The 24,014-nt window shown below is 74.7% G+C and carries 18 protein-coding genes; 14 read left to right on the plus strand and 4 right to left on the minus strand.

Translation table 11 applies throughout. The features are described 5' to 3' along the window. The first annotated feature begins 6 nt into the window (after nucleotides 1-6). On the plus strand, nucleotides 7-1,572 hold the full coding sequence (locus HBO46_RS03650) for an oligosaccharide flippase family protein (RefSeq protein WP_166136675.1): 1,566 nt from the start codon (nucleotides 7-9) through the stop codon (nucleotides 1,570-1,572). Here the strand turns inward: HBO46_RS03650 and HBO46_RS03655 are convergent. Both HBO46_RS03655 and HBO46_RS03660 read right to left on the minus strand, forming a co-directional pair. After that, nucleotides 1,545-3,080, minus strand: coding sequence for a glycoside hydrolase family 16 protein (locus tag HBO46_RS03655; protein WP_166136672.1), 1,536 nt, complete (start codon nucleotides 3,078-3,080; stop codon nucleotides 1,545-1,547). The genes HBO46_RS03650 and HBO46_RS03655 overlap by 28 nt on opposite strands. 411 nt (nucleotides 3,081-3,491) lie before the next feature. Continuing rightward, entirely contained in the window at nucleotides 3,492-4,115 is a 624-nt protein-coding gene (locus HBO46_RS03660; protein WP_166136669.1) for an acyltransferase, read from the minus strand. A 404-nt stretch (nucleotides 4,116-4,519) separates the two neighbouring features. On the opposite strand from HBO46_RS03660, the gene HBO46_RS03665 reads away from it, so the two are divergent. The 13 genes from HBO46_RS03665 (at nucleotide 4,520) to HBO46_RS03725 (ending at nucleotide 22,449) form a co-directional block, all read left to right on the plus strand. Then, nucleotides 4,520-5,167, plus strand: a complete 648-nt coding sequence (locus tag HBO46_RS03665) for a LuxR C-terminal-related transcriptional regulator (protein ID WP_166136666.1) — start codon at nucleotides 4,520-4,522, stop codon at nucleotides 5,165-5,167. A 178-nt stretch (nucleotides 5,168-5,345) separates the two neighbouring features. After that, nucleotides 5,346-10,229, plus strand: a complete 4,884-nt coding sequence (locus tag HBO46_RS03670; protein ID WP_166136663.1) for a DUF4082 domain-containing protein — start codon at nucleotides 5,346-5,348, stop codon at nucleotides 10,227-10,229. A gap of 133 nt (nucleotides 10,230-10,362) precedes the next feature. Further along, nucleotides 10,363-11,466, plus strand: coding sequence for a Gfo/Idh/MocA family protein (locus tag HBO46_RS03675; RefSeq protein WP_166136660.1), 1,104 nt, complete (start codon nucleotides 10,363-10,365; stop codon nucleotides 11,464-11,466). Beyond that, a complete protein-coding gene (locus HBO46_RS03680) occupies nucleotides 11,463-12,470 on the plus strand; it encodes an NAD-dependent epimerase/dehydratase family protein (protein ID WP_166136657.1) in 1,008 nt (335 codons plus the stop codon). The genes HBO46_RS03675 and HBO46_RS03680 overlap by 4 nt, the downstream gene beginning before the upstream one ends. Next, the gene (locus HBO46_RS03685) at nucleotides 12,467-13,642 is read left to right on the plus strand and encodes a DegT/DnrJ/EryC1/StrS family aminotransferase (protein ID WP_207949891.1); all 1,176 of its coding nucleotides are present in this window, start codon (nucleotides 12,467-12,469) and stop codon (nucleotides 13,640-13,642) included. Before HBO46_RS03680 ends, HBO46_RS03685 begins: the two co-directional genes overlap by 4 nt. Then, nucleotides 13,639-14,295: an LbetaH domain-containing protein gene (locus tag HBO46_RS03690; protein WP_166136654.1), complete on the plus strand. Its 657-nt coding sequence runs from the start codon at nucleotides 13,639-13,641 to the stop codon at nucleotides 14,293-14,295. Before HBO46_RS03685 ends, HBO46_RS03690 begins: the two co-directional genes overlap by 4 nt. Continuing rightward, nucleotides 14,295-15,338 carry a glycosyltransferase family 2 protein gene (locus HBO46_RS03695; protein ID WP_166136651.1) on the plus strand — a complete coding sequence of 348 codons (1,044 nt, stop codon included), beginning with the start codon at nucleotides 14,295-14,297 and terminating at the stop codon, nucleotides 15,336-15,338. Before HBO46_RS03690 ends, HBO46_RS03695 begins: the two co-directional genes overlap by 1 nt. Continuing rightward, on the plus strand, nucleotides 15,335-16,810 hold the full coding sequence (locus HBO46_RS03700; protein ID WP_166136648.1) for an oligosaccharide flippase family protein: 1,476 nt from the start codon (nucleotides 15,335-15,337) through the stop codon (nucleotides 16,808-16,810). The genes HBO46_RS03695 and HBO46_RS03700 overlap by 4 nt, the downstream gene beginning before the upstream one ends. Next, nucleotides 16,807-17,970 carry a DegT/DnrJ/EryC1/StrS family aminotransferase gene (locus HBO46_RS03705; protein WP_166136645.1) on the plus strand — a complete coding sequence of 388 codons (1,164 nt, stop codon included), beginning with the start codon at nucleotides 16,807-16,809 and terminating at the stop codon, nucleotides 17,968-17,970. Before HBO46_RS03700 ends, HBO46_RS03705 begins: the two co-directional genes overlap by 4 nt. Before the next feature lie 5 nt (nucleotides 17,971-17,975). Beyond that, entirely contained in the window at nucleotides 17,976-19,292 is a 1,317-nt protein-coding gene (locus tag HBO46_RS03710) for a rhamnosyltransferase WsaF family glycosyltransferase (protein ID WP_397187313.1), read from the plus strand. A gap of 1 nt (nucleotide 19,293) precedes the next feature. After that, entirely contained in the window at nucleotides 19,294-20,067 is a 774-nt protein-coding gene (locus HBO46_RS03715) for a YveK family protein (protein ID WP_166136639.1), read from the plus strand. 2 nt (nucleotides 20,068-20,069) lie between these two features. Then, nucleotides 20,070-21,539, plus strand: a complete 1,470-nt coding sequence (locus HBO46_RS03720) for an O-antigen ligase family protein (protein WP_166136636.1) — start codon at nucleotides 20,070-20,072, stop codon at nucleotides 21,537-21,539. Further along, complete coding sequence (locus HBO46_RS03725; protein WP_166136633.1) at nucleotides 21,526-22,449, plus strand: glycosyltransferase; 924 nt, start codon at nucleotides 21,526-21,528, stop codon at nucleotides 22,447-22,449. Before HBO46_RS03720 ends, HBO46_RS03725 begins: the two co-directional genes overlap by 14 nt. A gap of 7 nt (nucleotides 22,450-22,456) precedes the next feature. Here the strand turns inward: HBO46_RS03725 and HBO46_RS03730 are convergent, their stop codons facing one another. Continuing rightward, nucleotides 22,457-23,122: a polysaccharide deacetylase family protein gene (locus tag HBO46_RS03730; RefSeq protein WP_207949893.1), complete on the minus strand. Its 666-nt coding sequence runs from the start codon at nucleotides 23,120-23,122 to the stop codon at nucleotides 22,457-22,459. A gap of 3 nt (nucleotides 23,123-23,125) precedes the next feature. Then, nucleotides 23,126-24,001, minus strand: a complete 876-nt coding sequence (locus tag HBO46_RS03735; protein ID WP_166136630.1) for a glycosyltransferase — start codon at nucleotides 23,999-24,001, stop codon at nucleotides 23,126-23,128. Nucleotides 24,002-24,014: the final 13 nt, after the last annotated feature.

Here is a 24,014-nt window from a genome sequence, read left to right on the forward strand (position 1 = left end):
GTGGCGATGAGTACGACGCCGGTCGCGGCCGTGCCGGACCCGGCGGGCCTCACGGGGGAGCTGCGGGCCACGGCCCGCGGTGGTGCGCTGAGCCTGCTGGGCTCGCTGTTCGGCACCGCGATGGGGTTCGTCCTCGTGCTGGTCCTCGCCCGCCAGCTCGGGCCGTCCGGCTCCGGCCTGGTGCTCCAGGCGATGGGCATCTTCATGATCTGCCTCAGCCTCGCGCGCCTGGGCACCGACACCACGGCGGTCTGGCTGGTGCCCCGGTTGCGCCACGAGCAGCCGGCCCAGGTCCGTGCCGCGTGCCTGCTGCTGCTGGGGCTCGCCGGGACCGCCGGGCTGACGGTGTGGGCCTGCTGGCTGCTGCTGCGCCCGGTCCTGATCGGGCACGGCATCGACGTCGTCGACTCGGGCGCGCTCGGCGCCGTGCTCGGCGGGGTGCCGCTGGCCGCCGTCATGCTCGCCGCGCTGGCCGCGACGCGGGCCTTCGGCGGCGTGGTGCCCTACACCCTCATCGGCAACGTCGGAGTGCCGCTCGCGCGCCCGGTCGCGGTGCTCGCCGGGACCCTGGCGGGTGGCGCGGTCGTCACCGCCGGGATCGCCTGGACCGCCCCGCTCGTGCCGGGGGTGATCGCGGCGGTCTGGGTGCTGCACCGTCAGGTCACCCGCTTCGAGCGCACGCACGCCCTGCCCGTCGTCCGGGTCGCCGACCCGGCGCTGCGGCGCCGCGCGCTCGGGTTCGCGCTGCCCCGCACCCTCTCAGCAGGCCTCGAGGAGTCCCTCGTCTGGCTCGACGTGGTGCTCGTCGGGCTGATCGCTGGGCCCGCGGCCGCCGGTGTGTACGGCGCCGCGACCCGTTTCGTGGGCGCCGGGTCCGCGCTGCTCCAGGCAATGCGGATCGTGGTCGCGCCCCGGTTCAGCGCGATGCTGGCCCGCGGACGGCGCCAGGACGTGCAGGACCTCTACGACGTCACCGGCACCTGGATCGTGCTGGCCGGCGCACCGGTCTTCGTGCTGCTCGCCGCGCACGCCGGCACGGTGCTGGGTCTGCTGGGACCGGGGTTCGACAGCGGCGCGCGGGCCGTCGTGGCCCTGTGCGTCGGCGGCCTGGGCATGCTGGTGGGCGGCAACGTGCAGTCGCTGCTGCTGATGTCGGGCCACAGCGGCTGGGCCGCCGCCAACAAGGGCGTCGTGCTCGCCGTGAACGTCGCGGCCAACCTGGCGCTGATCGCGCCCTTCGGGATCACCGGCGCGGCGATCAGCTGGGCGGCCTGCGCCTGGCTGGACACGCTGCTCGCGGTGCTCCAGGTGCGCCGCTTCACCGGCGTCCGGCTCGCCGTGGTCCCGCTGGCGCGATGCCTGCTCGTCGTGCTCGTTTGCGCCGGCGCAGCGTCCTGGCTGGTGCGCGCCCAGCTCGGCGAGGGCCTCCTCGCCCTGCTCCTCTCGGTGCTCCTCACCGTGGTCGCCGTGGGCGGGTACGCCGTCGCCGACCGTCGCCGGCTGCACACCGCCGAGCTCGCCGCCCTGCTGCCGGGCCGGTCGACCTACTCGGGCACCCACGTGCGCAAGTAGTCCACCGCCATCGTGGCCCGGGACCAGTCGGTGCTGGCGTCGGGCTTTCCGCCGTAGCTGCCGCCGATCTGCATGTTGATGCGCAGGTTCCAGCGCTTGCCGGCCTCGTAGTACTTGTTGAACCAGTCGGGATCGCCGCTACGCCAGGTGGCCGTGGTGACCCCGTCGACCGTCATGACGATCCGTCCGGGGGTCTTCTCCACGACGTAGGTGTGCCATCCCGTGCCCGCCGGGTCGCCGAGCCGGGCGAAGGGGTAGGTCAGCGCGGACTGGCGGTGCTGGGCGCCGTAGTCGGTGTGGATGGTCTGGTGCACCAGAGGCCGCGCGGCCTCGCGGCCGTAGGTCTCGACCAGGTCGATCTCGCCGCCGGACCCGTCGGTCGGGCGGAACCACAGCGGGGCCGCCCACAGGCCCTGCTGCATCGGCACCCGGGCCCGGATCTCGGCGCGGAAGCGGTTGGGCACGGAGTAGTGACGGTTGGTGTCGACGTAGCCGGAGGTGTACTGGCGCCCGCCGGCGCTCTCCCGCCGGCCCTCGATGACCAGGACGCCGTCGCGCACGCGGGTGTTGGCGGCGAGCAGATAGCTGTCCTCGTTGCTGTTGTAGGTGCGGTCGCGGACGTTCCACCGGTTCGGGTCGAGGGTGTTGAACTCCTCGTTGATGTCCAGGGCCCAGCCCTTGACCTGCGACGGGCCAAGGTCGGGGGAGGGGGACCGGGGGTCGTCGCGCAGGGATCGCGGCAGCCGCACCCGGTAGATCGGGCTGCGTCGGCCCTCGCTGCCGACGAGGGCGGCGCGGCGGCCGCGCCGGACCTCCAACGACTCGCCCTTCTGGCGGGCCGGGAGCGCGATGCGGGTGCCCTTTCCGCCGACCTTGCGGTAGCCGAACGCGTCGTCCTCGGTGCCGAGCACCAGGAAGTCGCCCTCGGGTGCGAAGGAGCCGGCGGTCACGTCGGCAGGAGCGCGGGCGACGCGGGTGAGCCGGTTGACCCGGTCGGCGCGCAGCCGACGCGGCGCGCGGTAGATGCCGCCGGCGCCCTTGGACCTCGTGACGATCAGGATCCGCCCGCTGCGGGGCCGCACCAACAAGGTGTCCGCGTCGTGCGGGCCGTCGGGGTAGGCGAGACGGAACCGCGTGGCACGCACCCGTGCCGAGGCGACCCGGCGCGGCTCGCGCACGCGGTAGACGCTGATCTGCTTTCGCACGGCGCGGTTGTCCCCGATGTCGCCGGCCCACAGGGTGTGGTTCGGGCCGGCGGCGACGTCCTCCCAGTCCAGCGCGGAGGCGTTGGACAGGCGCAGCACCGCGCGGGTGCGGCCCTGGGTGCCGATCGCGAAGAGACGCGGCCGGTCGCCACTGTCGTTGTGGGTCCACAGCAGCGGGCGGTTGAAGGTGCTGGCCGCCAGCCCGCTGGACTCCTTGATGCGCGGGTCGTTGAGGCGGCGCACGATCGGTGCGGCGGCCGGCGCCCCCGACGGGACAGGTGCGGCCGATGACACGGGTGACACGGATGATGCTGGGGAGGCCGGTGCCGCGACCGCCGCGGCCAGGGGAAGCGCCAGCGCGCCGGCGGCGAGGGGGGCCAGGAGGCGGCGCGCGCTGCGGCGCGGGCTTCGGCGCCGGGCCGTCGGCCGGGGCGGAGGGGTGGGCTGATGCATGGGCTGATGCATGGGGAGTGCGCTCCCTCGGCGGCCGACGCCGACTCCGACAGCTCGGTGTCGGTGGTTCCGCCCGGACCTGCCGGACGGGTGTCGCCGTCGTGCCGCGGTGTGGGGAATGGAGGATGGCATGGCGATCGACCGCCCCGGGCGACGGCCTCCGGTGGACGCTACTGCTGTTCTGCTGCCCTTCAGAGGCGCTGGCGGGTCATCTTTTTTGAGGTACGCGAGCGGGTCGTCCTCGGGTCGCGGCTCGACGGCTCAGCCGGCCGCCTCGCGCAGCCCGTCGCCGGCCACGACGTACTCCTCGCCCGTGCGGGGGCACCGCCAGGAACCGGGCCCGGTCTCCTCGAGCGGTACGCCGGCGCGCCCCACCCAGCCGACCCGGCGGGCCGGGACGCCGGCCACCAGCGCGAAGTCGGGGACGTCGCGGGTGACCACGGCGCCCGCGGCGACCATCGACCAGCGCCCGAGGGCCACCGGCGCGATGCAGACCGCGCGGGCGCCGACGCTGGCGCCGGTGCGGGCCACGACGCCGACGACGTCCCAGTCCGCGGCGGTCTTGAGCGCGCCCTCCGGTGTCACGGCGCGCGGCAGCAGGTCGTTGGTGAAGACCACGGCGGGGCCGATGAACACGCCCTCCTCGACCCGGGCCGGCTCGTAGACCAGCGCGCCGTTCTGCACCTTGCAGCGCGCCCCCATCACGACGCCCGGGCCCACGTAGACGCCGCGCCCGATCGTGCACTCCGCCCCGATCTCGGCGTGCTCGCGGATCTGGGCGAGGTGCCAGACCCGGGCCCCGGGACCGAGGGTCGCGCGCGGGTCGACGTCAGCGGAGGGTGCGACGGTGGCGTCGGTGAGGGCCGCGTCGGCGGTGTCGGGCATGGCGCTCCTCGTGCAGGGCTCGACCAGGTCACCGTGAGCGTGCGGCCGGACCCGGCCACGGCGCCGGGGGCCGGGGGCGGCATACCCAGAACTGGGCAGTGCTGACCGGCCGTTCCCGCGGCGAGCCACCGGGAGGGCCCACGGCGGGTTCCCTCATATGAGGGAAACCTCGTTCCTAGGGGTGCCGCTGCGGTACCCGGTGCGGTGATGCTGACGGCGCCCGGCACACCGATGTGCCGGGGGGCGGGCTCGGAACACCGTCCGTGGAACCCGGCTTCCGACCCGAGGTGATGTGTGAGGTGAGCGATCTCGCCAGCCGTCCTGGTGTGCGACCCGAGCAGCTTCGGGAGCGTGAGGGGCCACGGACCCGTGACGGGCAGGAGGCGTCGCCGACGCGATTGCTGGTGGCCTCGGAGCTGCCGCTCGTGGCGGAGGCGATCCGTGCCGCCCTCGGCGGGCGCGGCTTCGTCGCCATGGCGCTCCACGTGCGACTGGGGGGCGTCTTCGCCGCCCAGGAGCGGGCCGTGCGCCGCTTCGCCCCCGACCTGATGCTGGTGGCCAGCGAGCTGGTCCGCCCGCGCCGGCTCCACGACGTGCAGGTGCTGCTGCGCGAGCTCGCGCTGCCGACCGTGGTGCTCACCGAGCGTGAGCCGGGGCCGGTGTGGGGCGCGCTGCTGGAGAGCGGCGCGGCCGCCGTGCTGCCCAGCTCGGCGGTCCTCGACGAGGTCGAGCACACCCTGCGACGGGTCCTCGCCGGGGAGGGCATCGTCGCCCCGACGAGGCGTGAGCAGCTGCTCGCCGCCTGGCGGGCCACCGAGCGTGAGGGCGCCGACCTGAGCAGGCGGGTCTCCGCGCTCACCCCGCGCGAGCTGCAGACCCTGCAGCTGCTGCACGCCGGCCGCACGGTGCTGGAGATCGCCGAGCTGTGCCGGGTCGCCGACGGCACGGTGCGCAGCCACGTCCGGGCGATCCTGCGCAAGCTCGCGGTGAACTCCCAGCTGGCCGCGGTCGCGGCGTACGGCAGGTTCCTCGAGCTCGACCGGCCCCGCTGAACTGGATGGGCTGAGCTGGATGGGCTGAACCGGCGGCTCGGCGTGCCTGATTTTGAGGGAGTACGCCGAGCAACGGCTCGCAGGCCCTGCGGCGGGTCACAGAGTGTCGGCAACGGCTGGGCCGGCTCGGTGTCCGGGACCCGCCACCCACCCGGCACCCGAGCAGGACAGGCACGACGTGAACCGCAGCGACCGAGACGACCCGAGCCGACCCCGGCGCCCACACCGACGAGGCGCCCGCGCCGTCGGCCTCCTCCTCGCGCTGGGCGGGGTGCTCGGCGGAGTGGTCGCCGGCGCGGGGCCGGCACCGGCGCTCGGCGCCTCGGCCGCGTCCACGTCCCCCGGGGTGCCCCCGGCCCCGTCGCCCGCCACCGCCGGACTCGCGGCGCTGAGCCCGGCCGCGCTGGCCACGAGCGCCGTGTCCGACCCGTGCGGGCCCGCCGGCAACGAGATCACCTGCGAGAACAGCCGTCCCGGCACGGACCGGGAGGTCTGGGACGACATGTGGGGCGCCGGCAGCCAGGAGATCCAGGGGTTCTCCACCGAGATCAGCGTCGACGTCGGCCAGCGCGTGGACTTCAAGATCGACACCGACGCGCCGGACTACGACATCACCATCTACCGCACCGGCTACTACGGCGGCGACGGTGCGCGCCGCATCGACTCGGTCCGGCGCATCGTCACCCCGCCCCAGCCGGACTGCATCGACGAGGAGAGCACCGAGCTCTACGACTGCGGCAACTGGGCGGTCTCGGCCTCCTGGCAGGTGCCGCAGACCGCGGTGTCGGGGGTCTACCTGGCCCACCTGGAGATCCCGGGCACCCGCGAGAGCAGCCACATCACGTTCGTGGTGCGCGATGAGGACAGCGACGCCGACGTCGTCTTCCAGACCTCCGACCCGACCTGGGTGGCCTACAACGACTACGGCGGGTCGAACTTCTACTGGGGCGGCCCCCGCGGGCGGGCCCTCAAGCTCAGCTACAACCGGCCGATGCTGACCCGCAACGGTCCCGGCGGGCGCGACTTCTACTTCTCCAACGAGTACCCGCTGGTCCGCTTCCTCGAGCGCAACGGCTACGACGTCAGCTATCTCGCCGGGGTCGACACCGACCGGCGCGGGCACCTGCTGAGCAACCACGACGTCTTCCTCTCCGTCGGGCACGACGAGTACTGGAGCGGCGCGCAGCGCGCCAACGTCGAGGCCGCGCGCGACGCCGGGCTGAACCTGCAGTTCCTCAGCGGCAACGAGGTGTACTGGCGCACCCGCTACGAGCCGTCCGCCGACGCCTCGCACACGCCGTACCGCACCCTGGTGGCCTACAAGGAGACCTGGGACCGGGCGAAGACCGATCCGGCCCCGGAGTGGACGGGCACCTGGCGCGACCCCCGCTTCGCCCCACCCAGCCAGGGGGCAGGCCGGCCCGAGAACGCGCTGACGGGGACGCTCTACCAGGTCAACCACGTCGACCTCCCGGTCACCGTGAACGCCCGCGAGGGACGCACCCGGCTGTGGCGCCACACCCCCCTGGCCTCCCTGCCCACCGGCGGGCAGGCGGTGCTCGCCCCGCACACGGTGGGCTATGAGTCCAACGAGGACCTCGACAACGGCTTCCGTCCGCCCGGCCTGGTGCGGCTCTCGACCACGACCGGACCGACCCAGGAGTACCTCACCGACTTCGGCAACACGGTCGAGCCGGGCACGACGACCCACCACACCACGCTCTACCGCGCCCCGAGCGGCGCGCTGGTCTTCAGCGCCGGAAGCGTGCAGTGGACCTGGGGGCTCGACGAGCAGCACGACAGCCCGTTCGCGCCGGAGCCCGCCGACCCGCGGATGCAGCAGGCGCAGGTCAACCTGCTCGCCGACATGGGCGCCCAGCCGCGCACGCTGGAGGCGCACCTCACCGCGACCACCGCGTCCACCGACCGGGTCGGCCCGACGGTCACCGTCACCTCGCCCGAGGCGGGCGCGAGCCGGGCGAACGGCGCCCGGCTCAGCGTCTCCGGCACCGCCACCGACAGCGGCGGCCAGGTCGCCGGGGTGGAGGTCAGCACCGACGACGGCGACACCTGGCACCCGGCGACCGGCGCCGGCACCTGGAGCTATGCCTACACCCAGCGCGGGGTCGCGGCCGAGACGATCCGGGTGCGCGCCATCGACGACAGCGCGAACATCGGCCCGGTCGTGACCCGCGCGATCACCGTGACCTGTCCCTGCACCATCCACGGCGCCGACGAGCCCGCCCTGCCTCCCGCCGACGACCCCTCCGCCGCCGAGCTGGGCCTGCGCTTCCGCGTCGACGTCGACGGGTTCCTCACCGGCGTCCGGTTCCACAAGGCCGCGGGCAACACCGGCACCCACACGGGGTCGATCTGGTCGGCGGCCGGAGAGCGGCTGGCGACGGCGACCTTCGGCGCCGAGTCGGCCACCGGCTGGCAGCGCGTCGACTTCGCCACCCCGGTGCCGGTCCTCGCCGACGAGACCTACATCGCCTCCTACACGGCGCCGGCCGGGCACTACTCGGTGGCGCCCGACGCCTTCAGCGCCCGGCCCTGGCGACGCGGGCCGTTCACGGTCCCCGGCGGGTTCGGCGTACCCCCGTCCGGCGTCTACGCCGGGCCCGGCCGGCTCCCCACCGAGTCGAGCCGCAACACCGACTACTTCGTCGAGCCCGTCTTCAGCGTCACCGACACCTCGCCGCTGACGGTGCTCGAGCGCCACCCGCGCCCGGACGCCACCAGCGTCCCGACGGCCGGCGTCGTCCGCGCCCGCTTCTCCAAGCCCGTGGGGGCGGCGAGCGTACGCCTCGGCGTCGTGGACGCCAACGGCACGGCGGTGCCCGGCACCACGTCGTACGACGCCGCGAGCCGCACCGCGTCCTTCACCCCGGCCCAGGCACTCGCCGGCGGGGTCCGGCACACCGCGACCGTCCAGGCGACCGACGCCGCCGGGCAGCAGGTCAGCGGGACCCGCGAGTGGTCCTTCACCACCGCGGTGCCCCAGGGCCCGGTCGGGGTGTGCCCTTGCTCGCTGTTCGCCGACGAGCTCGCCCCGGTCCTGCCGGACTCCGGCGACCCCGAAGCGGTGACGATCGGCACCCGCTTCCGCAGCGACGTCGCCGGCACCGTGACCGCGATCCGCTTCTACCGTGCCGCCGGCAACACCGGACCGCACCGGGCGACGCTCTGGGCCGTCGACGGCGCACGGGTGCTCGCCGAGGGCACCGTCGAGTCGCCCTCCTCCGAGGGCTGGCAGACGCTCGTGCTCGACCAGCCGGTGCCGATCACACCCGGCACCGAGTACGTCGCGGCCTACCGCGCCCCGCAGGGCCGCTACTCGGTCACGCCCGGCGCCTTCGCCTCCGCCGATCTGTCCCGCGCCCCGCTGCGGGTGGACAGCCAGGCCGGCAGCTACACCTACGGCACCGGCTTCCCCGGGTCCCGGTCCTCGGCGAGCTACCTGGTCGACGTGGTCTTCGAGCGCCTGCCCGCCACGATCGCCGTGGAGGCCCAGGACCCGGTCGCCGGCGCGGTGGACGTGCCGCGCAGCCGGCCGGTGCGGGTCTGGCTCAGCGCGCCGGTCGCCCCCGGCGCCCGCCTGGACGTCGCCGTGGCCGGCAGCCCCGTGGCCGGGACGACCACGCTGGACGGCGGCGGCCGACGGCTCACCTTCACCCCCACCGCGCCGTACCCGGCGGCGAGCCTCGTGCGGGTCACGCTGCGCGACGTCGTCTCCACCGAGGGCGCGGTGCTGCCGACCCGCACTTGGGACTTCCAGACCCGGGACCCGGGCGTGCTGGACCCGCAGACGATCTTCGGCGACGCGGTCCCCACCGACTCGGCCGACGACTCCTCACCGGTCGAGGTCGGCACGGTGTTCTCCCCGAGCCGTGACGGCCAGATCCGGGCGCTGCGCTTCCTCAAGGGCACCGGCAACACCGGCACCCACGTCGGCACCCTGTGGCGGGTCGACGGCGACAGCGGTGTGGCGCTGGCCCGGGTCACGTTCACCGACGAGACCCCCGACGGCTGGCAGCGAGCGGTGCTCGCCCAGCCGGTCCCGGTCGCCGCGGGGCAGACCTACGTGGTGTCCTACCTCGCCCCGCACGGGCACTACTCCTCCTCGCCGGGCTACTTCTCCGCCCCCGTGACCGTGGGCGACCTCACCGCGCCGGCGGGCGGCAACGGCCGCTTCCTCTACGGGCCGGCGGGCGGGTTCCCGACGTACTCCCACGGCGCGAGCGCCTACTTCGCCGACGTCGAGTACGTCCCCGACGCCACGGTGGCCATCACCGGCCGCAACCCGGTCCCGTCGGCGACCGGGGTCGCCACCTCGGCGCGGCCGAGCGTGACCTTCAGCGCGCCGGTCCGCCCGACGGCGCGGCTGCGGCTGCTCGTCGGCGGTGTCGAGGTCCCCTCGACCACCCGGCTGTCGGCCGACGGCGCCACGCTCACCGCCGAGCCGGCGGGCGCGCTGCCGAGCGACGCGCTGGTCCGAGTCGAGCTCTCGGGCGTGGTCTCGACCGCCGGCGCCACGCTGGCGGACACCACCTGGTCGTTCCGCACCGTGTCGCAGACGCACGCCTCCACGACGCTCCTGGGCACGCAGACCCCCGCGGTCCCCGCCATCGCCGAGACCGACGCGGTCGAGCTCGGGGTGTCGTTCACCCCGGCCGTCGCCGGCGACGTCACCGCGATCCGGTTCTACAAGGGGCCTGGCAACACCGGGACCCACACCGGCACGCTGTGGTCGGCGGACGGCACACCGCTCACCTCGGTGACCTTCGCCGACGAGACGGCGACCGGGTGGCAGACGGCGGTGCTGGACACGCCGTACCCCGTCGCGGCGGGGACGACGTACGTCGTGTCCTACTTCGCCCCGCGCGGGCACTACTCCGCGACCTCAGGCTTCTTCGCCGACGGCTGGGTGTCCGGTCCGCTGTCGGTGCCGGCGGGCGGCAACGGCCGATACCGCTACGGCCCGCAGGGCGGCTTCCCGAGCGCGTCGTGGGGGGCGACGAACTACTTCGTCGACGTGGTCTTCCGCAGCCCGCTCCCGTGACGCCGGGGGGCTCCCCAATGTGAGGTATTGGCCGGAGGACTTCCCCCGGCGTACGAACCTCCAGCCCTACCAAGGAGGTCGACCCAATCCGGTCGGCCCACCGGGGCCGGCCGATGTCACGAGGGGGAAGTGGATGGCTGACCACAGGGGGCCGGAGGCTGCCGGCGAGGCAGATCGACCCCGGCTCGGTGTCGCGGTGATCGGGGCCGGCTACTGGGGCCCGAACCTGTTCCGCAACTTCAGCGCCGCCCCCGACTGGGAGGTGCGCGCGGTGTGCGACCTCGACGTCGAGCGCGCCCGCGACCTGGTCGGGCGACGCGAGGAGGTGCAGGTGACCGCCGCCCTCGAGGACGTGCTCGGGCGCGAGGACGTCGACGCCGTCGCGATCGCGACGCCGGCCTCCACCCACCACGCGATCGCGACGCGCGCGCTGCGCGCCGGCAAGCACGTGCTGGTCGAGAAGCCGCTGGCCGACAGCGTCCAGCACGGCCGGGAGATGGTCGAGCTGGCCCGCGCCTCCGGGCTGGTGCTGATGACCGACCACACCTACTGCTACACGCCGGCGGTGCAGAAGATCCGCCAGCTGGTCGCGGAGGGCGCACTCGGCGAGATCCTCTACGTCGACTCGGTGCGCATCAACCTCGGCCTGGTGCAGTCCGACGTCGACGTCTTCTGGGACCTCGCGCCGCACGACCTCTCGATCCTCGACCACGTGCTGCCCGGTGGCCTGCAGCCGCTCGGGGTCGCAGCCCAGGGGGCCGACCCGGTCGGTGCCGGGACCTCCTGCGTGGGCTACCTCAGCATGCCGCTGGCCAACGGCGCGATGGCGCACGTCCACGTCAACTGGCTCAGTCCGACCAAGATCCGCCAGATGGTGATCGGGGGCAGCGAGCGGACCCTGGTCTGGGACGACCTCAACCCGCAGCAGCGGCTGAGCGTCTACGACCGCGGGGTCGACCTGGTGCAGCAGACCGTCGACAGCGCGGACCGGCGTACCGCCTCGGTGGCCTACCGGCTCGGCGACACCTGGGCCCCGGCACTGCCCGAGCACGAGGCGCTCGCCGCGATGGTGGCCGAGCTCGCCGCCAGCATCCGCGAGGGCCGCGCCCCGGCCACCGACGGATCCTCCGGCCTGCGGGTCCTCCAGGTGCTCGAGTCGGCCGCCACCAGCCTGCGGGCCCGTGGCGCGCTCGTCGACGTCAGCGACGGCGTCCGTGCGATGGAGATCGTGCGATGACGCCGGGCGACGCGCTGTCGGGCGCACGGGTGCTGGTGACGGGCGGCGCCGGCACCATCGGCTCCACGCTGGTCGACCAGCTGCTGGCCGCCGACGTGGCCCACGTGGACGTGCTCGACAACCTCGTGCGGGGTCGCCGGGCCAACCTGGCGGAGGCGCTCGGCAGCGGCCGGGTGCGTCTGGTCGAGGGCGACGTGCGCGACCGCGACCTGGTCCACGACCTGACCGAGGGCCAGGACCTGGTCTTCCACCAGGCCGCGATCCGGATCACCCAGTGCGCCGAGGAGCCGCGGCTGGCCCTGGAGGTGCTGGTCGACGGCACCTTCAACGTCGTCGAGGCGGCCGCGCGCGCCCGGGTGGCCAAGCTGGTGGCGGCCTCGTCGGCGTCGGTCTACGGCATGGCGGAGGTCTTCCCGACGCCCGAGGCGCACCACCACCACGCCAACGACACCTTCTACGGCGCCGCGAAGTCCTTCAACGAGGGGATGCTGCGCAGCTTTCGCGCGATGGAGGGCCTCTCCTATGTCGCGCTGCGCTACTTCAACGTCTACGGCCCGCGCATGGACGTCCACGGCCTCTACACCGAGGTGCTGGTGCGGTGGATGGAGCGCATCGCCGACGGGCAGCCGCCGCTGGTCTTCGGCGACGGGGCGCAGACGATGGACTTCGTCCACACCCGCGACGTGGCCCGGGCCAATGTCCTGGCTGCCGCCTCGCCGGTGTGCGAGGGCGTGTACAACGTCGCCTCCGGCACCGAGACCAGCCTGCTGGAGCTCGCCGCGGCGCTGCTGCGGGCCATGGACTCGACGCTGGCGGTCGAGCACGGTCCCGAACGCGCGGTCAACGGAGTCGTACGTCGGCTCGCCGAGACCCGCGCGGCCGCGGCCGACCTCGGGTTCCGCACCGAGGTCGACCTCGAGGACGGGCTGCGCGAGCTGGTCGCCTGGTGGCGCCCGCTGCGTGCGGAGATCGCCGCCGGCCGCGACCTGGCGCTCCAGCGATGAGCGAGGTCAGCGAGGTCAGCGAGGTCACGGCGGGTGCCGAGGTCGCCCGGATCAACGTCATGCAGCCCTGGCTCGGCGCCGAGGAGGCAGCCGCGGTCGTGGCCGTCATCGAGTCCGGCTGGGTGGCCCAGGGCCCCCGGGTCGCGGAGTTCGAGCAGCGCTTCGCCCACCAGCAGCAGGCGGGCCACGCGGTGGCGCTGTCCAGCTGCACCGCCGCGCTGCACCTCGCGCTGGAGGTGGCCGGGATCGGGCCCGGCGACGAGGTCGTCGTGCCCTCGTTCTCGTTCATCGCCACGGCCAACGCGGTCGCCTACGTGGGCGCGCGCCCGGTCTTCTGCGACGTCGACCCGCTCACCGGCAACGTCACCGCGGACACGGTGGAGCGGGCGCTCACCGCTGCCACCCGTGCCGTGATCGCGGTGGACCAGGGCGGCGTACCGGTGGACCTGGAGCCGATCCAGGAGCTGTGCTCCGCGCGCGGCGTCGTGGTGATCGAGGACGCCGCCTGTGGCGCGGGCTCGACCTACCGCGGGCGCCCGGTCGGTGCCGGCGCCTCGCTCACCGCCTGGTCCTTCCACCCCCGCAAGGTGCTCACCACCGGCGAGGGCGGGATGCTCACCACCGGACAGCCCGCCTGGGCGGCGCGGGCGCGCCGGCTGCGCGAGCACGCGATGAGCATCTCGGCCGCGCAGCGGCACGGAAGCGTGCTCGCCCCGGCCGAGGAGTACGACGAGATCGGCTTCAACTACCGGATGACCGACCTCCAGGCGGCCGTCGGGCTGGTCCAGCTCGCCCGGATGCCGCAGATCGTGCGCCGCCGCCGCGAGCTCGCCGCCCGCTACGCCGCCGCGCTCGCCGACGTCCCCGGGCTGCGCCCGGTGGCCGACCCGGAGCACGGCGAGTCGAACTTCCAGTCCTACTGGGTCGAGGTGCTGCCCGAGCACCCGCTGGACCGGGACGGCGTGCTCGCCGCGCTCGCCGACGCGGGGGTCTCCGCGCGCCGCGGCATCATGGCGATCCACCGTCAGCCGGCGTACGCGGCCGTGGAGTCCGCGCCGCTCCCGGTGACCGAGCACCTCACCGACACCACGCTGATCCTGCCGCTGTTCCACCAGCTCACCGAGGGCGAGCAGGACCGCGTGGTCGAGGTCCTGGCCCGGGGGCGGCGATGAGGAGCCTGGTGCTGGTCGCGGCCGGCGGCCTCGCCCGCGAGACGCTCGCGGCCGTCCGCGCCTCCGGCAGCCACGGGCGGGTGCTGGCCGTGGACGACGACCCGAGCCGGTGGGGGAGCAGCTTCGACGGCGTCCCGGTGATCGGCGGGCTGGAGCAGGTCGCCGACCTGCTCGACGGTGACGTGGTCGTCTGCGCCGGTCGCGGCGGCACCCGGCGCGCGCTGGTGGAGCGGCTGGCGGGGCTCGGGGTGACCTGGGAGCACTACGCGCGCGTCGTGCACCCCAGCGTCGACATCCCGGCGAGCTGCGTCGTCGGCCGGGGCAGCATCCTGCTCGCCCAGGTGAGCCTGACCTGCGACGTGCGCCTCGGCGCCCACGTGGTCGCGATGCCGCACGTGACCCTGACCCACGACGACGTCGTGGCCGACTACGCGACGCTGTGTGCCGGGGTCAGCCTCGGGGGGAACGTCACGGTCGGTGCCGGCGCCTACCTCGGCATGAACGCCAGCGTCCGCGAGGATCTCGCCGTCGGCGCGGACTCGGTGCTCGGCATGGGCGCGGTGCTCCTGCGACCGCTCCCGGCCGGCCAGACCTGGGCCGGCGTGCCCGCCGCCCCGCTGCCGGCGGCGTACCCGGTGGGCGTGGAGGCCTGATGCGCTTCCACCGTCCGCGTCCGCTGAGCACCACCCCCACGGTGTCGGTCGTGGTGCCCTGCTACCGCTACGGGCACTTCCTGCCCGACGCGGTGGCCAGCGCCCTCGACCAGCCGGGGGTCGACGTCGAGGTGATCGTCGTCGACGACGCCTCGCCCGACGACAGCGCGGACGTCGCGCGGGCGCTCGCCGCCGCCGACCCGCGGGTCCGGGTGCTCGTGCACGAGCAGAACCGCGGGCACATCCGGACCTACAACGACGGCCTCGCGCTGGCGCGCGGCGACTACGTCAGCCTGCTCTCCGCCGACGACCTGCTGACGCCCGGCGCGCTGACCCGGGCGGCCGCGCTCTTCGAGGCCCATCCCGGTGTCGGCCTCGTCTACGGCTACGCCCGCTCCTTCCAGGAGACGGTCCCGGTCGCCGACCCCCGGGTCCGCAGCTGGAGCGTCTACCCGGGCCGGCAGTGGCTCGGCCTCGCGACCCGGCGCGGCAGGTGCTTCATCAGCAGCCCGGAGGCGGTGGTGCGCCGCGAGCTGCTGGCGGACCGCGGCTACGACCCCCGTCTCCCGCACTCGGCGGACTTCGCGATGTGGCTGCGTGCCGCCGCCCGCTGGGACGTCGCGCGGGTCAACGGGCCGGTCCAGGCGTGGTACCGCGTGCACGACGCCAACATGCACCTCACGACGTACGCCGGCTGGCTGACCGACCTCCAGGAGCGGCAGCGCACCTTCGAGCTGTTCTTCACCGAGGAGGTCGCGGGGCTGGCCGGGCTCCAGGCCCAGTGGCCGGTCGCCCGGCGCGCGCTGGGACGTGAGGCCGCCCGCCGGGCGCTGGCGGCCCGCCGGGACGGTCGTGCCGAGGAGGCGGCGGCGTACCGGGCGTTCGCGCGCGACCTGCAGCCGACCTCCGAGCGGAGCCTGGCCTGGCGCCTCGAGGCGCTCGCCGGCACGCGGGACCCGCTGCCGGCGGCTGCCGCGCTGCGGTTCGCGGGCCGCGCCGGACACCACGTGCGCTGGCGCTACGAGCGGCGGTACGGCACGTGAGCACCCAGACCACCTCCTCCGCGGAGCGGATCGGCCGGGGTCTGGGCTGGAGCCTGACCGGCAACGTCGTGCTGCGCCTCGGCAACGTCGCGGTCTCCATCCTGATGGCCCGCCTGATCGCCCCCGACGAGCTGGGGGTCTTCGCGGTTGCGCTCACGATCTGGGCGATCCTCGGCACCCTCGCCGAGTTCGGTCTCGGATCGGACCTGGTGCGCGCGAGCGACCCCGAGCGCCGGGCGCCGACGGTGGCGACCCTCGGCGTGCTCACCAGCGGCATCCTCGCGCTGGGGATGCTCCTGGCCGCGGAGCCGCTGGCGGCGGCCTTCCGCAGCCCGGAGTCGCGGGGCGTGATCGCGGTGATGGCGATCAGCATCGCGATCTTCGGCCTGTCCATCGTCCCGGCCGCGCGGCTCCAGCGCGAGTTCCGCCAGGGGACGCTGTTCGTGGTCAACGGCGCCGGGCTGGTGGCCTCCGCCCTCGTCATGGCCACCCTCGCCACCCGCGACGTCGGACCGGCGTCGCTGGCCTGGGGACAGGTGGCCAACCAGGTCGTCGTCGTCCTGGGGCTGCACCTGGCCACCCGCAGCCGGCCGCGCTTCGGCATGGACCGGGAGATCGCCCGGGCCTCGCTGGCCTTCTGCCTGCCGCTGGCGCTGGCCAACCTCGTGTCCTGGGCGCTGCTGAGCGTCGACAACCTGATCGTCGCCCGGGTGCTGGGACCGGCCGAGCTCGGTCTCTACCTGCTGGCCTTCAACGTCTCCTCGTGGCCGATGAGCGCCGTGGGCCAGGCGTTGCGGGTGGTCGCGCTGCCCGGGTTCTCCCAGGTGCAGGACACCGCTGCCCGCAACCGGGCCCTGGTGCGCACGGTCGCCCCGGCAGCCGCCGTGGCCGTCCTGATGGGGCTGACCCTGGCCACCCTGGCCGGTCCGCTGGTCGCCGTGCTGTACGGCGAGCGCTGGGCGGGTGCCGCCGCGGCGCTGGCCGGCCTGGCGGTGTTCGGGGGGCTGCGGGTGCTGCTCGACCTGGTCGCGACCTTCCTCATCGCCGTCGGGGCGACCGGCGCGGTGCTCGCCGTCCAGCTGCTCTGGATGGCGGCGCTGGTGCCGGCGATGTACCTCGGGCTCTCCGGCTTCGGGCTGGCCGGCGCGGGCTGGAGCCACGTCGTGATCGCCGTGGCCGTCGTCGTGCCGGCGTACGTCGTGTGCCTGCGCCGGGCGGGCGTGGACACGGGCGCCTTCCTGCGTGCCGGGTTCGTGCCGCTGGCGGCGGCGGTCCCCGCCGCGGCCGCGTGCGCGTGGGTCGGCGCCTGGTCGGGCCCGCCGCTGCTCGTGCTGAGCGCCGGCTGCCTGGTCGCGCTCGTGACCTACGCCCTCCCGCTCGCCCCGTGGTGGCTGCGCCGCCTCACCGACCTGCGTCGTTCCGACGCCGACCGCCCGGACCCCGTCCGGCTGACCAGGAAGAGCCCCACATGACCGACGACCTCGCCCCCGGCGCCCGGGTGCCGCTGCTCGACCTGGCGCTGCAGAACGCCCGGATCCGCGACGACGCCCGTCGGGCGATGGACCGGGTGTGCGACAGCGGCGCCTTCGTCCTGGGCCCGCAGGTGGCCCGGTTCGAGGACGCCTACGCCGCCTTCTGCGGCGTCGAGCACGCGGTCGGGGTCGGCAACGGCACCGACGCCCTGCACCTCGCCCTGCGGGCCGCTGGCGTCGGGCCCGGCGACGAGGTGGTGGTCCCGGCCAACACGTTCGTGGCCACCGCCGAGGCGGTGGTGCTCGCCGGCGCCGAGCTGGTGCTGGTGGACTGCGACGAGGACCTGCTGATCGACGTCGACGCCGTCGCCGCCCGGGTCGGTCCCCGGACCCGCGTGGTCGCCGGGGTGGACCTCTACGGCCAGGTCGCGCCGTTCGAGCGCCTGCGCGAGGTGGTCGGGCCCGGGGTGGTGCTCCTCGAGGACGCCGCGCAGTCCCAGGGCGCGACCCGGTGGGGGCGCCCGGCGGGCGCGTGCGCCGACCTCGCCGCGACCAGCTTCTATCCCGGCAAGAACCTCGGCGCGTTCGGGGACGCGGGGGCGGTCACCACCGACGACCCGCTGATCGCGCGCCGGCTGCGCCAGCTGCGCAACCACGGGGGCGAGGCGCGCTACGAGCACGACCTGGTCGGCACGAACTCGCGCATGGACTCCCTGCAGGCCGCGGTGCTCGAGGTCAAGCTCGAGCACCTCAAGGAGTGGAACGCCGAGCGCGACGCCGCGGCGGCCCGCTACGCGACGCTGCTCGCCGACCTCCCCGGCGTACGGCTCCCGCGCGCGCTGCCGGGCAACGAGCACGTCTGGCACCTCTACGTCGTGCGGGTCGCGCAGCGCGACGCGGTGCAGCGCCGCCTCGCCGAGCACGGCATTGACACCGGCATCCACTACCCGACCCCGGTGCACCTGCTGCCCGCGTTCGCCGGCCTCGGGCTCGGGGCCGGCAGCTTCCCAGTGGCGGAGCGCGCGGCGACCGAGATCCTGTCGCTGCCGATGTTCCCCGGCATCACCGCTGCCCAGCAGCAGCGGGTCGCCGAGGAGCTCGTGGCTGCCGTGCGGGCCGATGGCGGATCGGGCACGGCTGGCGCGGGAGGGAAGTCGTGAAGCGGATGCCTGGGGGTGCCGTCGACCGCGTCCGGCAGCTGCGCCGGCTGCTCGCGACGGAGGGGAGCGACGGTGTGGGACGCCGGTTGCGCACGCGAGCGGCCGCGGCGCTCGTCCCGCCCGGCACGGCGCCGCTGTTGGTCACCAGCGAGGAGATCGACGCAGCCGAGGAAGTGCTGGCCGGGATGCGTCCCGCGCCGGCAGCGATGGCCCGCCAGTCAGGCGAACCACTGCACGTGGCCTGGGTGAGCTCACCTCCGGGACCGGGATCGGGCGGGCACACCACGATGCTCCGACTGGTGCGCGCACTCGAGGACGCCGGGCATCGGTGCACCCTCTACCTGCGCGACCAGCACGGGTGGTCGGTGCGTCAGCACGAGGAGATCGTGCGTGAGCACTGGCCCGATGTCCGAGCCGAGGTGCGCCACCTCGCCGACGGCATCGCCGACGCACACGTGATCGTGGCGACCGGGTGGGAGACCGCGTATGCCGTGCTGGGCTCGCCTGCCCGTGGGGTTCGCTGCTATCTGGTGCAGGATCTCGAGAATCTCTTCTACCCGGCCGGGAGCTCGGCGATGCTGGCCGAGGCGACCTATCGCTTCGGCCTGCACGGCATCACGGCCGGTCCGTGGCTGGCCGAGCGCCTGCGCGCCGACCACGGCATGAGCGCCGACCACTTCGACTTCGGCTGCGACCTCGACACCTACCGGGGCCCGATGTCCGCCGTGACCACACCGTCCAGGTCCGGGGTGGCCTACTACTGCCGGCCGGGGACGCCGCGGCGGGGGCACGAACTGGCGGTCCTCGCGCTCACCAGGTTCGCACGGGAGTGTCCTGACGTGCCGATCCACTGTTACGGCTCCACGGTGCGCGACCTCCCCTTCGCCGCGCAGCAGCACGGGCGTCTCTCGCCCGCCGAGCTCGGAGAGCTGTACCGCCGCTGCACGGCGGGACTCGTGCTGTCCGCGACCAACGTCTCCCTGGTGCCCTGGGAGATGCTGGCCGCTGGCTGCCTGCCGGTGGTCAACGAGGCCGAACACAACCGAGCGGTGCTCGACAACGAGCATGTCCGGTACACCGTGGCGTCGCCAGGAGCCATTGCGCGGTCGCTGGTCGAGCTGGTGCGCTCCCCGCAGGACGTGCAGCGGGAACGCGCGGTCGCGGCCGCGTCCTCGGTGCGCTCGGTCAGCTGGGCGGAAGCCGGCCGGACGGTGGTGACGTTGCTGGAAGGGCTGGTGCCCGAGCCGGATGCCTCCTGTCTGCTCCCACCCCTCGACGCGTCCGCGAGCCGGGACCTCACCATGCACGGGAAGGCGACCTGAGATGTCCGTACTCAACCTCCTGAGGGCGCTGGCGCGCCGCTGGGTGGTGGTCCTGATCGGGCTGGCGCTCACCGCCGCCGCCTGTGTCGGGGTGCTCCAGACCGTCGGCACCCAGTACCAGGCCTCCAGCCAGGTCGTGCTGCTGCTGCCGCCCGAGGCGAGCGGTCCGGCCACCCCCAGCAACCCGTTCCTGAACCTCCAGGCCGGCCAGGTGACGCTGGCCTCCATGCTCGCCGGCAACGTCTCGACACCGGACGTGGCCCGGACGCTGGCGGGCGCGGGGCACGACGCGGAGTACGACGTCGCGGTGCTGCCGGGAGCCGGGCCGATCATGCAGGTCACCACCACGAGCACCGACCCGGAGGCCGCGATCTCCACCCGCGACGCGGTGATGAAGGAGATCGACACCCAGCTCGCCCAGCTGCAGAAGCGGGCCGAGGTGCCCCCGCGCCAGCTGATCAGCGGGGACCGGGTCGCGGTGAGCGCCGGCGCCGAGGCCCTCGGCGGCAGCCGGATCCGGGCCCTGGGCGCGGCGGCGGCCGCCGGACTGCTCGCCACGCTGCTGCTGGCACTCGGGGTGGACCGCCTGCTCGGCTCCCGCGGTGCTCCCGCGGTGGGCGGCGCCCGAGGCACGCGGCGCGGCGACGGCGGGCGGGGCGACGAGCCGGCCGTCGACGGCGAGGAGGAGAGCCCGGAGCGGGTCACCCCGGCCCGTCTGAGTGCGGCCGCACGCGCGCGCGACCGTGGCGACGAGCCGTCGCGACGGGTCGGCTGAGGATGGCCACGGGGGTCGCGCGCCTGGGATCGGGCCTGACGACGGGCCTGCGATCCGGCAACGACTCCTGGCAGGGCCGAGCGCCGCTGCTCGTGACACTCGCCTACGTCGTCCTGCTGCTGTGCGTGCCCTCCCAGCTCGTCCTGGGCCCGTTGGGTGCCGCGGGCTCCCCGGCCAGCCTGCTCGGCATCGCTGCGCTGGTCTGGTGGTGCGCGAGCACCGTGGCCGGGCAGAACCCCGTCCGCGGCTTCAGCGCGATGCGGGTCGCGGTGCTGGCGCTGGTGCTGTGCGTGCTGGCGTCGTACGCGAACGGCAACGCGGGCGGCTGGTACGCCCCGCTCACCGTGCGCCAGGAGACCGACGAGCTGTGGACCCTGGCCACCCCGACGGTCAGCCACGTCAGCGGGATGATGATCAGTGCCGGCGACCGCGGGCTGCTCGCCTTCGCGGCGTGGATCGGCATCACCTTGGTGATCTCCGACGGGATCGGCTCCTGGCGTGACCTGGAGCGGCTGGTCACCTGGCTCACCTGGCTGGGGGCCGCGATCGCCGCGATCGGGCTGGTGCAGTTCGTCACCGGCTACAACCTCGCCGGCTCGATCTCGCTGCCCGGCCTGGTCGCCAACAGCGAGATCGGGGGGACCCAGACCCGGTCGATCTTCAACCGGGTCTCGGCCACCGCCGTCCACCCCATCGAGTTCGGGGTCGTTCTCGCCTGCCTCTTCCCGCTCGCGCTGCACCGCACGATCCACCACTGGGGACGCCGCGGCGCCTTCCTCTCGGCGGTCGTGCCGACCGTGCTGATCTTCATCGGGGCCAACGTCTCGATCTCGCGCTCCGCGGTCCTGGTGACCCTCGTCGCGCTGCTGGTGCTGTTCCTGGGCTGGCCGGCGCGCTGGCGGCTGCGGGCACTGCTGATCGCCCCCGTCGCCGTCGTCGCGCTGCGGCTGATGATCCCCGGCCTGGTCGGGACGCTGGTCTCGCTGTTCAGCAACCTCTTCAACGACCCGAGCGTCACCGGACGGACCACCGACTACGGCGTCGTCCTCGACCTCTACTCCGACCACTGGCTGATCGGCCGGGGGCTGTTCACCTTCATCCCTCGCTACTACCGGATCCTGGACAACCAGTACCTGATGCTGCTCGTCGAGATCGGGATCCTCGGCCTGCTGGCGGTGGTGCTCTTCCTCGTCGTCGCATTCCTCGACGGCATCGGCGCCCGCCGGGCCCGAGCGAGCCGATCGCGGCACCTGGGGCTCGCCCTGGCCGCGTCGGTGGCCGGCGGCGCGGTCGGCATGTTCACCTTCGACGCGTGGGGGTTCCCGATGGCGGCAGGGGTGAGCTTCGTGGTCGCCGGGATGGCGGGCGCCGCGCGACGCCTGGCCCGCGCCGACGGCGAACCCGCCGCCCCGGCCCGGCGGGCCGAGGCGCGACCGGCTCCGGAGCGGAGGACCGCCGGTGTCCGCGGCTGACCCGACGGTGCTGGTCACCGTCGTCACCTTCAACTCAGCACCCCTGCTCCCGGAACTGCTGGCCAGCCTGCCGGACGCGCTCGACCCGCTGCCGTGGCGGCTCGTCGTGGCCGACAACGACTCCCACGACGACAGCGTCGCGGTGGTCCGGGACCTGGCGCCGGACGCGGTCGTGGTCGAGATGGGACGCAACGCCGGCTACGCGGCCGGCATCAACGCAGCGGTCGCGGCCGGCGGGCCGCACACCGCCGTGCTGGTGCTCAACCCGGACGTGCGCCTGGACCCGGGATGCGGTCCGGCCCTGCTGGCCGCGCTGCGGGAGCCCGGGGTCGGGGTCGCGGTCCCGCTGCTGCGCGACGCGAACGGCGAGCGGATCGACTCGCTGCGTCGCAAGCCCACGGTGCTGCGCACCTGGGCCGACGCCGTGATCGGCGCGGACCGCGCGGGACGCCTCGGTCGGCTCGGGGAGACCATCACCGACGCCGAGCGCTACCGCGCCGCCTGTGACACCGCCTGGGCGGAGGGCTCGGTGCAGCTGGTGGACGCGGAGTGCTGGACCCGGGTCGGTCCCTGGGACGAGACCTACTTCCTGTACTCCGAGGAGACCGACTTCCACCTGCGCGTCGGCGACGCCGGCCTGGTGGTGCGGTTCGTGCCCACGGCCGGGGCCACGCACCTCGAGGGCGACTCGGGGGTGTCCCCACGGCTGTGGCCGCTGCTGACTGCCAACCGGGTGCGCCTCGCGCGCCGTCGCGGTGGACGCGCGGCGGCGTGCGCGGTCTGGGCCGCGCTGGTGCTGCGCGAGGCCAGCCGTGCCTGCCTGGGACGCCGGACGGCGCGCGCGGCCGTGCGGGTGCTGCTCAGCCCGCGGCTGCTGCGGCGTCCCGCCGGCCCGGAATGGGTGGCCTGAGCAGGTCTCAGCGCAGCCGCTTGACCAGGCCCACCAGCTCGCCCCGCGCGCGTGAACGCAGCGGCGGGGGACGCAGCACCTCCTGCTCCAGGCGCGGGACGGTGTCGTGGTCGCGGACGCTGAAGCGCGGCTGCAGCCAGGCGTCCGGGCGCGCCCAGCGCCGGTCGCTGGTGTGGACGGTGCGGTAGCCCAGGCGCCGCAGACCGGACAGCAGGGCCCGGTCGTAGCGGCCCAGCGGCAGCGCGGCCTCGTCGACGGGCTGCCCGACCAGCTCGGCGAGCTCCTCGCGGGCGCCCTCGAGCTCCGCGCGTGCCGCCACCGGGTCCAGGCCCCGCCAGGGGCGGTGCGCGCGGCCGTGGGTGCCGATCCCCATGCCTTGGTCGCGCAGCTCGAGCACCTGCTCACGGCTCAGGCTGCCGGGTTCGTCGAGGCGTCCGCTCAGCACGAAGAACGTCGCCCGCAGGTCGCGCTCGCGCAGGGCCGGAAGAGCGATCTCGGCGTCGGAGGCGTTGCCGTCGTCGAAGCTGATCCGCACCCGCGGGTCGTCGGCGACGGCGTCCAGGATCGCGTGGAAGACGCTGGTCCGCACCCAGTAGTGCGCCTCGCCGATCTCCAGGTCGCGCGCCGGCGTACCGACGCCGTGGAAGCACAGGTTGATCCGCTGCTCCTCCACGGCTCAGCCCGCCCGCAGCGTGCGCGTCGACTCGTCGTGGCCCCAGGCCGGGGCGGCGGCGCCGCGTTGGCGCCGGGCCTCCAGCGCCGCCCGGGCGCTCAGCGCCACGTAGACCACGGCAGCGGGTGCCAGCCAGGGACGCGGGACGACGACGTCGCGCAGCCACGACCAGCGGTCGGCGTCCCTCACGGCGGCGACGCCTCCGGTCCCGCCCGAGCCGGCGCGGAGCGCCGCGTTGCCGCGGCGTACCCGGGCCAGGCGGCGACTGAGGTCGGCGGTGCGCAGCGGCGTCTGCACGGTGGTGGTGACCTCGCGGACCTGCACCCGCTCGGTCGGGCCGAACAGCGAGTCCAGGAAGAGGTCGTCGGCCACCACGTCGGGGAAGGCATCGAACCGGGCCCGGCCCGCCTCGGAGACCGCGATCATGCCGCGCCCGAACAGGCCCTCGTCGAAGGCAGGCAACCGGCGGTGGATCGCCGTGTAGCCGCGCACCGGCCACGGCCGCCCGCGCGTCTCCAGGTGCCGGGCCGGTACGGCGACCAGCGGCGCGTGCGGACCCTCCAGGGCCGCACACAGGGCGCGCACCGCGGTGACCGGCACGGCGATGTCGGCATCGAGGTAGATCCGGGGGAACCCGATCGCGAGGCGCTCCGCCACGTTGAGCGCGTGCGTCTTGCTCGCGCGGGCGACCTCGACGACGGTGACCCCGGGCCGTCGCCCGGCGACCTGCGCCGTGCGGTCCCGGCAGCCGTTGGCGGCGACGACCACGTCCAGCTCGCCGGGGGCCGCACCGGCGAGCAGGGTGTCGAGGGTGTGGCCGATGACGGCCTCCTCGTCGTGGGCCGCGATGACGACGCTCACAGGACTCACAGCACTCATGGCCCCCACCGTG

This window comes from Nocardioides ochotonae, from assembly GCF_011420305.2.
GTDB lineage: Bacteria > Actinomycetota > Actinomycetes > Propionibacteriales > Nocardioidaceae > Nocardioides > Nocardioides ochotonae.